This is a genomic window from Thermomonas beijingensis, assembly GCF_020034655.1.
Taxonomy (GTDB): domain Bacteria; phylum Pseudomonadota; class Gammaproteobacteria; order Xanthomonadales; family Xanthomonadaceae; genus Thermomonas; species Thermomonas beijingensis.
Genome location: NZ_JAIQDJ010000005.1, coordinates 80,495 through 93,292, shown reverse-complemented (window position 1 = coordinate 93,292; position 12,798 = coordinate 80,495). Strand labels below are relative to the sequence as shown.

The 12,798-nt window shown below is 61.0% G+C and carries 13 protein-coding genes and 1 pseudogene; all 14 read right to left on the bottom strand.

What is annotated here, in order from left to right:
• Positions 1–46: 46 nt before the first annotated feature.
• The 14 genes and pseudogenes from lpxK to K7B09_RS13255 all read right to left on the bottom strand — a co-directional run bounded on the left by lpxK (position 47) and on the right by K7B09_RS13255 (position 12,674).
• Positions 47–1,051 carry a tetraacyldisaccharide 4'-kinase gene (lpxK, locus tag K7B09_RS09850; protein WP_223629287.1) on the bottom strand — a complete coding sequence of 335 codons (1,005 nt, stop codon included), beginning with the start codon at positions 1,049–1,051 and terminating at the stop codon, positions 47–49.
• Positions 1,048–2,799 carry a lipid A export permease/ATP-binding protein MsbA gene (gene msbA, locus K7B09_RS09845; RefSeq protein WP_223629286.1) on the bottom strand — a complete coding sequence of 584 codons (1,752 nt, stop codon included), beginning with the start codon at positions 2,797–2,799 and terminating at the stop codon, positions 1,048–1,050. Before msbA ends, lpxK begins: the two co-directional genes overlap by 4 nt.
• Complete coding sequence (locus tag K7B09_RS09840) at positions 2,796–3,233, bottom strand: ExbD/TolR family protein (protein WP_223629285.1); 438 nt, start codon at positions 3,231–3,233, stop codon at positions 2,796–2,798. The genes msbA and K7B09_RS09840 overlap by 4 nt, the downstream gene beginning before the upstream one ends.
• Before the next feature lie 11 nt (positions 3,234–3,244).
• A complete protein-coding gene (locus K7B09_RS09835; RefSeq protein ID WP_395648505.1) occupies positions 3,245–3,859 on the bottom strand; it encodes a MotA/TolQ/ExbB proton channel family protein in 615 nt (204 codons plus the stop codon).
• Positions 3,759–6,361, bottom strand: a pseudogene (locus K7B09_RS09830) (DNA internalization-related competence protein ComEC/Rec2). Before K7B09_RS09830 ends, K7B09_RS09835 begins: the two are co-directional and overlap by 101 nt.
• Positions 6,362–6,434: 73 nt before the next feature.
• Positions 6,435–7,142 carry a lipoprotein-releasing ABC transporter ATP-binding protein LolD gene (lolD, locus tag K7B09_RS09825; protein WP_223629282.1) on the bottom strand — a complete coding sequence of 236 codons (708 nt, stop codon included), beginning with the start codon at positions 7,140–7,142 and terminating at the stop codon, positions 6,435–6,437.
• On the bottom strand, positions 7,135–8,379 hold the full coding sequence (locus K7B09_RS09820) for a lipoprotein-releasing ABC transporter permease subunit (RefSeq protein WP_223629281.1): 1,245 nt from the start codon (positions 8,377–8,379) through the stop codon (positions 7,135–7,137). The genes lolD and K7B09_RS09820 overlap by 8 nt, the downstream gene beginning before the upstream one ends.
• Before the next feature lie 23 nt (positions 8,380–8,402).
• Entirely contained in the window at positions 8,403–8,819 is a 417-nt protein-coding gene (locus tag K7B09_RS09815; protein ID WP_223629280.1) for a hypothetical protein, read from the bottom strand.
• Entirely contained in the window at positions 8,806–9,054 is a 249-nt protein-coding gene (locus K7B09_RS09810; protein ID WP_223629278.1) for an FAD assembly factor SdhE, read from the bottom strand. The genes K7B09_RS09815 and K7B09_RS09810 overlap by 14 nt, the downstream gene beginning before the upstream one ends.
• On the bottom strand, positions 9,054–9,839 hold the full coding sequence (locus K7B09_RS09805; RefSeq protein ID WP_223629277.1) for a succinate dehydrogenase iron-sulfur subunit: 786 nt from the start codon (positions 9,837–9,839) through the stop codon (positions 9,054–9,056). The genes K7B09_RS09810 and K7B09_RS09805 overlap by 1 nt, the downstream gene beginning before the upstream one ends.
• An 18-nt stretch (positions 9,840–9,857) precedes the next feature.
• Positions 9,858–11,648: a succinate dehydrogenase flavoprotein subunit gene (sdhA, locus tag K7B09_RS09800; protein ID WP_223629276.1), complete on the bottom strand. Its 1,791-nt coding sequence runs from the start codon at positions 11,646–11,648 to the stop codon at positions 9,858–9,860.
• Positions 11,649–11,654: 6 nt separating this feature from the next.
• Entirely contained in the window at positions 11,655–12,050 is a 396-nt protein-coding gene (gene sdhD / locus K7B09_RS09795; RefSeq protein WP_223629275.1) for a succinate dehydrogenase, hydrophobic membrane anchor protein, read from the bottom strand.
• Entirely contained in the window at positions 12,047–12,442 is a 396-nt protein-coding gene (gene sdhC / locus K7B09_RS09790) for a succinate dehydrogenase, cytochrome b556 subunit (protein ID WP_223629274.1), read from the bottom strand. The genes sdhD and sdhC overlap by 4 nt, the downstream gene beginning before the upstream one ends.
• A 43-nt stretch (positions 12,443–12,485) precedes the next feature.
• Entirely contained in the window at positions 12,486–12,674 is a 189-nt protein-coding gene (locus tag K7B09_RS13255) for a DUF1674 domain-containing protein (protein ID WP_223629273.1), read from the bottom strand.
• Positions 12,675–12,798: the final 124 nt, after the last annotated feature.

Below are 12,798 nucleotides of genomic sequence, written 5' to 3'. Positions count from 1 at the left end.
CAGGCCACCTGGAAATACCGGGTGACTTGCGTTATGTGCCTGGTTGTCAACGATGCGGCAAACGACTCAGCAACGCGCTCCAGAACGACTCCGGCAACTGTGCGGAAATCGGCACGACCCATGCGGACGGCAGGGCAAAACTGGCGCACTTCACTGCGTCTTTTTCGGTCATCAAGATGTGCAGTTGGCTGCCAAAACTGAAGTCTTCCGGCGTATAGGCATGATGGTCTGGAAACGCGTGTGGCACTACACCAATGCCGGCTTCGCGCAACATCGAGAAAAAGCGCTCGGGCTCACCGATTCCGGCCACAGCGTGCACGCGCTGGTCACGAAAGGCCTCCATGGATAGCCGCGCCCCAGTGTGCAATGGCCTTACCACGCCGATCTTCAACCGCATTGGCCATTCCGTGGTCTCGCAAGCCACCGGGTGTGGGACTGCACCAAAATTCAACACGCGAAATTCACAATCGGCGGCACGTTCGATGGGTTCGCGCAACGGCCCGGCCGGCAGCAGGCGGCCATTGCCGTAGTGGCGGCGTTGGTCTTGCACTTCAATTTCGATGTCGCGTGCCAACCGGTAGTGCTGCAAACCATCATCGCAAACCACCACATCGCAACCCACCTCGCGCAAGGCTTGAGCCGCGGCCACGCGATCACGATCAACGCGAACTTTCGCGCCACTGATGCCGGCGATCAGCAATGGCTCATCGCCACATAACGCAGCATCCATGCCCACATCCACCCAGCGCGGTGTGCGTGCATCGTTGCGCCCGTAGCCACGACTGGCCACGCCGGGCGTGTAACCCGCCGCACGCAATCGCTCAATCACAGCCAACACTAGTGGTGTTTTCCCGCTACCGCCGGCAACGATATTGCCCACCACAATGACTGGCACACCGGGGTGATATTGACGCAGCAATCCACGCCGATAGGCGCTGCGGCGCAGGGCGATTAGCCCCGCATACCCTGTCGATGCAATGCGTGCCCACCACGGTGGCGTACTCCCATCGAACCACCAAGCAGGCGTCTGCGGCAGCCACGCAACGCTCAAGTGCCGGCTTCCCTAAATTGCATGGCATGCAGATGCGCATACAAACCGCCTCGCGCCAGCAGCTCAACATGCGTGCCTTGCTCGACCAACCGGCCTTCATCCAGCACCAGCACTTGATCGGCATGCTCAACGGTGGACAGACGATGGGCGATGACCAAGGTGGTGCGGTCTGGAATCAACGTAGCCAAAGCCTCCTGCACCAAGCGCTCGGACTCATTGTCGAGTGCAGCGGTGGCCTCATCCAGAATCAGGATCGGTGCATCTTTCAACATCGCCCGCGCAATTGCCAGGCGCTGGCGTTGGCCGCCCGACAACTTACCGCCCTTGGCGCCGATATGGGTGTCCACACCTTCCGGCAACTGGTTCACAAACTCCATCGCATTGGCCGCCCGCAACGCTCGCGCCACCGCATCGGCATCAGCTTGTTGCAGTTCGCCATACGCCACATTTCGCACCACGCTGCCATCAAACAACATGACTTGTTGCCCCACCATCGCCACTTGTCGGCGCAGGGCAGCCAATGGGTAGTCGTTGAGGGCGTGACCATCCAGCAAAATCTGTCCGCTTTCAGGTTCGTAAAAACGCGGAATCAGTTTGACCAGTGTCGATTTACCGCTGCCAGAGCGTCCCACGATCGCGGTAACGGTGCCGGGGCGCGCAATGAAGCTGATCCTGGATAACGCCGCCTGGGTCTGCCCAGGGTAACGCGCCTGCACTGCGCGAAACTCCAGCACACCCTGCGTGCGTTGCAATGGGCGCTGGCCACTATCGGGTTCGTCTTCGGCATCCAGCACTGCAAACAGGCGATCGGCCGAAACAATGCCGCGCTGAAGCATACCCTGCACATTGGTCAGCTGTTTCAGCGCAGGGATAATCGCCATCATCGCCAGCATCAACTGCACAAAGCCGCCCGCAGTCAGTCGCCCTTCCATCGCCTCACGACCGGCAAAGAACAACATCAAGGCCAACCCGACTGCACCAGTCAATTGCACCACCGCCGACGAGATACTGCGGGTGGCTTCCACTTTCAGATTCAGCCGCAGATATTCATTGGCCAAACTGGAATAGCGCTGCATTTCGACGGCCTGTGCGCCATACACCTTGACTTCCTGTTGGTTCGACAAGGCTTGATCGGCGGCCAGCATTAACTCGGTGGCACTTTCCTGTACGCGATGGCCGAAGCGCCGATAGCGCTTGCCCACCTTATCCATCAACCATGCAATCGCCGGTGCGAGTAACAACACCACGAACGTGACCCGCCAACTGGCGTACAGCATCACCGCCAGCATCGAAATCACCTGCAAGGATTGTTGCAGCATGACCTTGGCCGAATCAATCGCCGCCTGCGCCACTTGATCGCTATCCGAGCCTAGGCGCACCAGCATCGAGGGCACCGGTTCGGAATCAAACCGCAGACCCGGCAAACGCAGATACTTGGCCATTGCGCCCACCCGCATATCGCGCGCAATGCCGCGCCCGGCCTTGGCCATGAACAGGTCGCTGAGATACCCCGCCACACCGCGCACCACGAAGATGCCAACGATGGCCAGCGGCATCAACAAGCTGAATTCCTGATTCCGGGCGACGAAGGTCTCGTCAACCATGGGTTTGGTCAATAACCCGAACGCGCCGGCCGCCGCGCCCTCCAGTAACATCCCCACCATCGCCACCAGCAGCACGCCACGATAGGGCCGCGTGAACCCCATCAACCTGCGATAGATCGCCCACGGCGTATTGCCGTCGGTCATGGGGCGGCCCCTTGCGTCATCGGTGCCGGCGCAGTGGCATTGGCGATTTTGTGGAACCCCAATTGGCCCAAGGCTTCGTAAGTGGTGACCACAGCCTGCCACGGCGTACGCGCATCGGCACGAATCAGCACGGTGCGGCCACGATCTTCTCCGGCCACTGCACGCAACGCCACTTTCAGAGACTCCACATCGGTACGCAATACTTCGCGATCCCCCACGAAGTAGCGCCCCTGTGCATTGATCAGGATCGACAGCGGCTGCCCTTGTGCCTGCGCGGGTTGACCATCGGCACGCGGCAGTTCCAGTTTCAACACTGAGCGCGCATCGAAGGTGGTGGTGACCACAAAGAAGATCAGCAGGCACAACAACACATCAATCAGCGGCACCAAGTTGATCTCGGGCGTGTCGTCGTCGCGGTAATCGCGGATGCGCATGCGGCCTGCCCTTACTGCTTCTTGCGGGCATTACCCGAAGCAGTTGCAGTGCTTGCACTGCCTTCCAACACATCCCCCAGCCGCATTGCCTCGTGCTCCATCTCCACGATGTAACTGGCAATCCGGCCACGGAAGTAACGATGGAACGCGAGTGCCGGGATCGCCACGATCATGCCAGTGGCTGTGCATACCAAGGCTTTGCCGATGCCGCCGGCCAATTGATTGGCATCGCCGATGCCGTGATCGAGGATGCCCAAAAACATTTGAATCATGCCTACCACAGTACCGAACAAGCCCAGCAAGGGGCCAGCTGCGGCAATGGTGCCCAGCGAGTTGAGAAACCGCTCCATGCGATGCACGAGATGCCGGCCCACATCCTCGACCCGTTCACGCATCACCTCACGACCACGCTGGCGCACGTCCAGCTGTGCTGCCAGCAAGGCCCCAAGTGGCGAATTGGAGCGCAAAGAGTCGATATGCGCCTGTTCCAGCGGCTTGCCTTTGGCCACCCAGATACGAACCTCTTCACCCAGTCCTGGCGGCAGGATGCGCTCGCGCCGCAGGCTCCAAAAACGCTCGACCACGATTGCCAATGCCACTACGGTGAGCAGTAATAGTGGGATCATGGGCCAGCCGCCCGCTTTGATCAGTTCCAGCATTTAGCAATCCTTCGGCCATCATGGCCGCAAAATCTCAGGCGCGTAGCATAGCCCAGCCGCTTGCCCGCGCCGTTGTACCGCATCCCACAAACGTGGCTGGTCGCTGCGGCGTTCGCGCAATTGCAGGCCCTGCCGGCCAATCCACACCTGCAATGCGCCCGAGCGCGAGGTATCCAGTACCTCCGCACCGGCCGCGCACCAGCGCCGCACCACCGCCTCACGCGGGTGCCTGAAACGGTTGTCCGCGCCCGAAGACACCAGCGCCAACCGCGCCCCGGTAGCGCTGACAAAGCCTGGATCAGACGACCCCGCGCTGCCGTGATGGGGCACGATCACCACGGCATTGCGCAGGCTGGCGGGTTGTTCGGCCAACAGTTTGCGCTCGACGTATTGGCCGATATCGCCGGCCAACAAGGCGCTGTCGGTGGCGGTTTCGATGCGCAGCACGCAACTGGATTCGTTATCGAGATAGGGCATGCCCTCGGCCGGGTGCAGCGCACGAAATCGCACGCCATCCCATTGCCACTGCTGCCCGGCCACGCAGCGTGCCGTGCCATGGGTGGGGCTGCCCGCTGGCACCCACACTTGGGGTATCGGAAAGACGCTGGCCACCGCCTGCAAACCGCCGGCATGGTCATTGTCGCCATGACTGACCATTGCCAGATCCAGGTGCCTTACGCCCAGCCCATGCAAGGCGGGGATTACCGCACGCTCGCCGGCGTCATACCCATCAGCCACCGCGGGCCCCATGTCATACAGCAGGCTGTGATGTGCGGTGCGCACCAGCACCGACAAGCCCTGCCCCACATCAATCACGGTCAGCTCAACCGCCCCGACCGCCGGCAATTCTCGCGCTGGCAACAGCAACGGCAGCCAGAGCAACAAGACCAGCGGCTTGCCCGGCAATCCGCGTGGCAGCAGCAACCAGAATGCCGACAACAGCGCCAGCGGCAGCGCAAACCAGCGTGCTTCGGGCAACCACAGCATGGCCAAGGGACTGTCGGCAATCCGCGTCAACACTGGCCAAAGCAGGTCAAAACACCACGCCGCTGCCTGCCAGCACCACGGCCCAGCCCCGGCATGCAGGGTTTCGGCCAACACGCCCAGCAAACTCAGGGGCACCACCACCAAACTCCACCACGGCACCGCCGCTAGGTTGGCCAAAGGCCCGGCAAACGAGGCCTGCCCGAACAGCACCACGGTCAGCGGCAGCAAGCCCAAACTGGCCACCGCTTGTGCGGCGAAAAAACCGCGCAGGATCGGCATGATGCCCTTGCCTCCTCCCTCCCCCGCATCCCCCGGCAAGCACCACAGCAACCACGCTACGCCAGCAAAACTGAGCCAAAACCCAGCGCCCAGCACGGCCAACGGATCCAGCAACAGCAATACGATGCAGCCCAACCCCAATGTATCGGCGATGCGCTGGCGGCGACGCAAGCAGCGCGCCAGCACCAATACCGCGATCATCACCACCGTGCGCATGGTGGGCACCGCCATTCCGGTCAGCAGCGCGTAGCCAAACGCGCCCAGCACTGCGCCGCCACCCGCAGCAAACGGACGTGGTAGCCAGCGGCACAGCGCAGGCAACAGCCACCACAGCCCCCCAGCCAGCAAGGCGCAAAACCCGGCCACCAGCCCCACATGAAACCCGGAAATCGCGATTAAATGGGTCAAGCCGGCAGCGCGCAGGCGCGCCCAATCGGTATCGTCCAATGCGCGGGTATCGCCCAGCGCCAATGCCTGCACAAAGCGCGACGACGCGGCCGGTGTTGTGCTGGCGATGCGCGCACTCATCGCCTCACGCCACGCATCAATACCAGACGGCCCCGCCAAACGACGTGCGCGCAGTGGCTTCTGCACAAAGCCGGTGGCGCTGATGCGCGCCGCCAGTGCATACTTTTCCGCGTCACTGCCGCCGGGGTTGCGCAAGCCACGTGGCGCACGCAGCTTGAGCGGGAATTCCCAACGGCTGCCAGCCTGCAAGCGCGCACGCGGCCGTGGATCATCGTCATACCACGCCAGCCGCAACCGCTGGCCACGCAGTGATGCAGGTTGGCTGATATCCGTATCCACCACGAATTCAAAACTGGTGCGTCGAACCTCGTGCACCGGCAGCTCGACAATCTGCCCACGCAAGATCAGCGACTGGCCCTGCAAAGCCACAGGTAGCTGTGCCTGCAGCGCATGCGCGGCCTGCAAACCGGCCAATGCCATCCCCAGCAGCAGCACCCCGAGCACGCGCCCACCGCGCAAGGGGCCGGCATTAGCGCGCCATGCCAACCCCCCACCCACCAGCACGCAACACCACAGCACGCCTCTCGGTGGCAACCCCGGCAGCAGCAGACACAGGCTGACGCCTGCCAGCAAGCTCGCGGCACAAAGTGACCCAAATAATGCAGCGCCCGCATGCGCAACGTGCACACCCGATGCGCGTTGATGAAACCATGCAAGCGAGAGGTGGGCGGCCATGCGGATAGCATCCAACACCCACCTGCTGCTGTCCGTCGGTGCAAGGAACACCGTAAGGTCAGGATTTTCCCCGTCAGACCTCGCTGGCCGCCAATACGTGCAAACGCCCCTCGCGCAGCTCCAACACGCGATCCAGCTTGCGTGCCAAGCGGCGATCATGGGTCACCAGGACAAGACTGGTAGCTTGGACGCGGTTGAGTTCCAGCATCTGCGCAAATACGGTTGCGGCAGTCTTTTCATCCAGATTGCCGGTTGGCTCATCGCCCAGTACGCAGGCAGGCGTGTTGACCAAGGCCCGCGCCACTGCTGCACGTTGGCGCTCACCGCCCGACAGCTCACCGGGTTTGTGCGCAAGCCGATGCCCCAAGCCCACCGACTCCAGCAGTGTTTGCGCCCGCGTGGTGGCTTCCTGTGTGGGCAGTCCCGCCAACAGCACCGGCATCATCACGTTCTCGAGTGCAGTGAATTCCGGCAGCAGATGGTGGAACTGATAGATAAAACCCAGCGCTGAATTTCGCAAACGACCGCGCGCGGCATTCGAGAGTGCGCTCATTTGCTGGCCGGCGACAAAAACCTCGCCCGTCGTGGGTACATCCAAGCCGCCCAACAAGTGGAGCAACGTGCTTTTGCCGGCACCGGATGCACCCAAAATCGCCACGGTCTCACCGGCTTGCACGGCAAACTCCAAACCATCAAACACCGGCGTATGCAGCTTGCCTTCGATGTAGGTCTTGCCCAGCCCTTCGGCACGAATTACGTCATTGCTCTGTGGCTCACTCATAACGCAGCGCCTCCGCGGGTGCGGTGCGTGCGGCGCGCCACGCTGGATACAAGGTGGCCAAGAACGCCATCGCCAAGGCTACGCAAGCAATCGTCACCACATCACCCGATTGCAGATCAATCGGCAGGCCGGTGATGTAGTACACATCCTCGGGCAGCAACTGAATGCCAAAGATATGTTCGATGCCTTTCAAAATGGCCCCCAGGTTGAGGGTCAACACAATGCCCCCAATCACCCCCACCACGGTACCAATCACGCCAATCAGGCTGCCCTGCACCATAAACACCCGCATCACCTGCGCGGGGGTCAGCCCCAAGGTGCGCAGAATGGCAATGTCGGCCTGCTTATCGGTCACCAACATCACTTGCGAGGACACCAGATTGAACGCGCCCATCGCGATAATCAGCGACAGCAAGATCGCCATCACCGTTTTTTCCATTTTCAATGCGCGAAAAAGATTGGCGTTTTCTTCGCTCCAATCGCTGACGCGGTACGGGCCCTTGAGATTCAGCGCCAAAGCACGAGCCACCGCGAACGCTTGATCCATGTCGTGCAGCCGCAAGCGTACCCCGGTTACACCCTCGCCCATTCGCAACACGCGCTGCAAATCGGTCAGATTGACCACCGCCAAGCCTTTGTCGAACTCGTTGTAACCGGCCTCGAAAATGCCGCTGACTTTGAAGCGCTTCATGGTCTGTACGCCGCCCACCGGGGTACTGCGAAAATCGGCGAGCGTGACGATGACATCATCGCCCACGCCGACTCCCAACCACAGCGCCAGTTCCCGGCCCAGCACGATGTTGAAGCTCCCAGGCGTGAGTTGGGTCAATTTGCCTTGCACCATTTTCTGCGGCAGTACCGAGACCTTGCCCTCTTCCGCCGGAATCACCGCCCGCAGCATTGCCGGCTGGTTGTTGGCGGCAGAAATCAGTGCTTCTTTTTCAATATAGGGCGCGGCACCGGCCACGCGCGGATCACGCATCGCCACTTGCACCGCGTGCTGCCAGTCCTGCAGCGGCTCACCGTAGCCACTGACGGTGGCGTGTGCCGCCATGCCCAACATGCGATCACGGATTTCTTTCTGAAACCCGCTCATCACCGCGAGTGTGGTGATCAAGGCAGTGACCCCTAGTGCGATGCCAAGGATCGACGCCAATGAAATAAACGAGATGAAACCATTGCGGCGTTTGGCACGCAGATAGCGCAGGCCGATGGCGACGGGAACGGGTTTAAACATTACTCAGCCTTGAATGCGACGCGCTATCCTGCCATCGATGCCGGCATCGTGGCAGCCGCACGTTGCTGGATGGCCAGCCGCAGTTCACGTCGTTGCGAGTCGGACAGCGTGTCCGGGGCCCAAACCAGCCGCTGTGTGCAGCCAGCACGATTCCGCCAGTGCAAGAACACCAGCGGGCCACGCACATGAAGTTGCAGGTCCAGCAGTGGCTCATCATCGCAAACAGCCGGCGCGTTGCCGCCAGAAATGGACACATGGCGAATGCGCCGCTGCCAATAGCGCCTGGCATCCAGCAAGCCCCACCCCCCCGCAAACAGTGCCAGCGGCCACGTCTGCCAGCCCGATAGATCACTGGCCAGCACCGCCATCGGCGCCAACAGCACAAGCCCCAGCAGGGCCCCGGCCAGCAACCGGGAGGGCCGCCAATCACACTGGAACATTACGGACCTTCTCGACAAGCGCTGCGATTTCGACATCCGAGGACACCTCATGCCCCAAGAACCAGCGCCAGAGTGTGTCGTCTTCGATGTCCAAAAGCCGCAGGAAAACGGCGCGCTCGGCGGTCGGACTTTGCCGCCATTGCCGTTCCAACCACCTGTCCAGCAGCTGATCAAGCTCACGCATCCCGCGCCGGCAACGCCAGCGCAGTTTTTTCAGCTCGATGTCGTCGTCCATCACACCTTGCGCGCCACCATCAGCTTCTTGATCTCAGCGATGGCTTTGGCCGGGTTCAAGCCCTTCGGGCAGGTACGGGCGCAATTCATGATGGTATGACAGCGGTACAGTTTGAACGGGTCTTCCAGCTCGTCCAGGCGCGCCCCGGTGTCTTCATCGCGGCTGTCCACAATCCAGCGGTACGCTTGCAACAGGATCGCCGGGCCCAGATAGCGGTCGCCATTCCACCAGTAGCTGGGGCACGATGTGCTGCAGCAAGCGCACAGGATGCATTCGTACAAACCATCCAATTGTTTGCGATCGGCAGGCGATTGCAAGCGCTCGCGACCCGACGGTGCGGGGGTTTGGGTGCGTAGCCACGGACGAATGCTGGCGTGCTGCGCATAGAAATGCGTCAGATCGGGCACCAGATCCTTGACCACCGGCATATGTGGCAGCGGATAGATCGGCACTTCGCCCTTGCCCTTGCAGCTCTCGATAGCGCAGATGCAGGCCAGCGTGTTGGTGCCGTCGATATTCATCGCGCACGACCCGCAAATGCCTTCGCGACAGGAGCGACGGAAGGTCAAGCTGGGGTCAATTTCGTTTTTGATCTTGATCAGCGCGTCAAGCACCATTGGCCCGCACTTGTCCAAATCCACCTCGTAGGTGTCGGTACGCGGGTTTTGATCATCGTCCGGGCTCCAACGATAGATTTTGAAGGTGCGGGTTTTCTTTGCGTCTTTCGCCGCAAAGTGCTTGCCCTTGGTGATCCTGGAGTTCTTCGGGAGGGTAAATTCAGCCATGGTCTTAAACGCTCCCGATCAGTAAACGCGCGGCTTGGGCGACACAACCGCCACATCGCTGGTCAATGTGTACATGTGCACCGGGCGGAAGTCGAAACTGCAAGCGCCCTTCTCGTCCACGCTGACCAAGGTGTGCTTTTGCCAGTTGGCATCATCGCGATCAGGAAAGTCTTCGTGCGCATGCGCGCCACGGCTTTCCTTGCGTTGTTCGGCCGAATTGATGGTTGCCACCGCGTTGATCAGCAAGTTGTTCAATTCGTAGGTTTCGATCAGGTCCGAGTTCCACACCAAGGAACGGTCGGTCACCTTCACATCTTGGAATGAGTCAAATACCCGCGCCATTTTTTGGCAGCCTTCTTTCAAGGTCTGGCTGGTGCGGAACACGGCAGCATCGCTTTGCATGGTGCGCTGCATATTGTCGCGAATCACCGCCGTTGGCGTGCCGCCATTGGCGTGACGCAGTTTATCCAGCAGCCCCAGCGCCTTGTCGCAGGCATCGCCTGCCAGTGGCTTATGCGACGCGCCCGGCTTGATGGTCTCGGCACAGCGGTTGGCCACTGCACGGCCAAATACCACCAAGTCCAACAGCGAGTTGGAGCCCAGACGATTACCGCCATGCACCGACACGCACGCGGCTTCACCAATCGCGTACAAACCCGGCACCACGGCATCGTTGTTGTCGCCAAGTTTGCGCACCACTTCGCCGTGGTAGTTGGTGGGGATACCGCCCATGTTGTAGTGCACCGTGGGGATTACTGGAATCGGCTGCTTGTGCACGTCCACGCCAGCAAAAATCTTGGCACTTTCGGCAATCCCGGGCAGGCGCTCGTCGATCACGCCGGGGCCCAGATGGGTCAGATCCAGCAGGATGTGATCCTTGTGCTCGCCCACGCCACGGCCTTCGCGAATTTCGATGGTCATCGAACGTGATACCACGTCGCGCGATGCCAAGTCCTTGTAATGCGGCGCATAGCGTTCCATGAACCGCTCGCCGTTGCTGTTGCGCAGAATACCGCCTTCGCCACGCACGCCCTCGGTGATCAGGCAGCCGGCACCGTAAATACCGGTGGGGTGGAACTGCACAAATTCCATGTCTTGCAACGGCAAGCCGGCACGTGCCACTAGGCCGCCACCGTCACCGGTGCAGGTATGTGCCGAGGTGGCGCTGAAATAGGCGCGACCATACCCCCCGGTGGCCAGCACCACACCCTGCGCACGGAATAGATGCAGGGTGCCTTCGGCCATGTCGAGGGCCAACACACCACGGCAAGCGCCGTCTTCATCCATGATCAAGTCAAGCGCAAAGTACTCGATCATGAACCGCGCATCGTGCGCCAGTGCTTGCTGATAGAGGGTGTGCAACATGGCGTGGCCGGTACGGTCAGCGGCAGCACAGGTACGCTGCGCCGACGGGCCCTCGCCGTATTTGGTGGTCATGCCGCCGAACGGGCGCTGGTAGATCTTGCCATCGTCAGTGCGCGAGAACGGTACGCCGTAATGTTCCAGCTCGATCACCGCCGGGATGGCTTCACGGCACATATATTCAATCGCGTCTTGGTCACCCAGCCAGTCACCGCCCTTGACGGTGTCATAGAAGTGATAGCGCCAGTCGTCCTCGCCCATGTTGGCCAGCGCGGCAGCGATGCCACCCTGCGCTGCAACCGTATGTGAACGGGTAGGAAACACCTTAGTGATGCAGGCGGTCTGCAGACCCTTGGCGGCGAGTCCAAACGTCGCACGCAGGCCAGCACCACCGGCGCCGACCACGATCATGTCGAATGTGTGTTCTTGGATCTTGTAGGCAGACATTGCGAATCAGCTCCCAAGCGCGATGCGCAGCACCGCAAGCACGCCGGCAATCGAGGCCAGTGCGCAGACAAAAATATTGGCGAAATGGGCAATCCCGGCGGTCAGCGGCGTATGCACATAGTCTTCGATCACCACTTGCAAGCCCAACCGCGCATGCCAGAACGCGCCGAGCAAAAACACGATCAACACAGTGGCATTGATGGGATCCACCACCAAATCACGGATATACGGATAACTTGCGGTACGCAGCGACAACAGCACGCCCAGCAGCCAAATACCCGACAACGCCACCGCGATTGCCGTGACTCGCTGCCAGATGAAATGCCCGGTGCCGTCTTTGCCCGAGCCCAAGCCGCGTGCACGCTTCAATGGCGTGCGCAGATCATTGCTGTTGCTGCTCATACTTGCCCCCAACGCATCAGCACGAAAGCCCATGCCAACACCACCAGCACGATGCTGCCGCCGATGGAAATCCAGCTGCTGCGAATGAAGTCGGGAATGGAAAATCCATTCCCGGCATCCTGCACCAAATGGCGAATACCATTGAGAAAGTGGTAAGCCAGTGCCCAGCTGAAGCCAAACAGCACCAGCAAGCCCAACGGCGAGCCTGCACAGGCGGTGAAGCCTGCCCAGCGTTGCGGGCCTGCGGCCAGCGCCAGCAAACCCCAAACCAAACCAAGGGCACCCACCGCCAGCGCGACGCCGGTGATGCGGTGGGTGATCGAAGTCATCATTTGTACCTGTTTGCGATACACCTGCAAATGGGGTGACAACGGACGCTCGCGGGTCGCCATGTGGGGGCTTCTCCGGTTAGGCGGCTAGGCCGCGTGGACGAAATCAGAAATCGATACAGCGGCCATTCTTTTCCCAATCTCCGAAGCGCGTGGGTTCCGGGCCTTCGCGTCCACCGTGCTCAACGGTGGCGGGCGGCGGCGGAACCGGCGCAGCATCGGACCCCTTTGCGGGTACCGAAACCGTTCCAGACTCGGGGTTTTGGGCTAAGTGGCCTATGATCGACGCATTCACAATATCGCAAGTTTACGCCCCGCCGACGATGCACGACAAGCCGAAAGCCGCACCAGCGAACGAATTCCACCTGTCCGATCACAGCGTACTTGCACTTTGCGGGCGCGATTCAATCGCATTTGCG

Excerpts from the sequence above, each read along its gene's own strand:
- K7B09_RS09815 (WP_223629280.1), bottom strand. The coding sequence starts at position 8,819 with ATGTTCCAGTGTGATTGGCGGCCCTCCCGGTTGCTGGCCGGGGCCCTG.
- K7B09_RS09840 (WP_223629285.1), bottom strand. The coding sequence starts at position 3,233 with ATGCGCATCCGCGATTACCGCGACGACGACACGCCCGAGATCAACTTG.
- K7B09_RS09810 (WP_223629278.1), bottom strand. The coding sequence starts at position 9,054 with ATGGACGACGACATCGAGCTGAAAAAACTGCGCTGGCGTTGCCGGCGC.
- K7B09_RS09835 (WP_395648505.1), bottom strand. The coding sequence starts at position 3,859 with ATGATCCCACTATTACTGCTCACCGTAGTGGCATTGGCAATCGTGGTC.
- msbA (WP_223629286.1), bottom strand. The coding sequence starts at position 2,799 with ATGACCGACGGCAATACGCCGTGGGCGATCTATCGCAGGTTGATGGGG.
- sdhA (WP_223629276.1), bottom strand. The coding sequence starts at position 11,648 with ATGTCTGCCTACAAGATCCAAGAACACACATTCGACATGATCGTGGTC.
- sdhD (WP_223629275.1), bottom strand. The coding sequence starts at position 12,050 with ATGAGCAGCAACAGCAATGATCTGCGCACGCCATTGAAGCGTGCACGC.
- K7B09_RS09805 (WP_223629277.1), bottom strand. The coding sequence starts at position 9,839 with ATGGCTGAATTTACCCTCCCGAAGAACTCCAGGATCACCAAGGGCAAG.
- K7B09_RS09820 (WP_223629281.1), bottom strand. The coding sequence starts at position 8,379 with ATGTTTAAACCCGTTCCCGTCGCCATCGGCCTGCGCTATCTGCGTGCC.
- lolD (WP_223629282.1), bottom strand. The coding sequence starts at position 7,142 with ATGAGTGAGCCACAGAGCAATGACGTAATTCGTGCCGAAGGGCTGGGC.
- sdhC (WP_223629274.1), bottom strand. The coding sequence starts at position 12,442 with ATGGCGACCCGCGAGCGTCCGTTGTCACCCCATTTGCAGGTGTATCGC.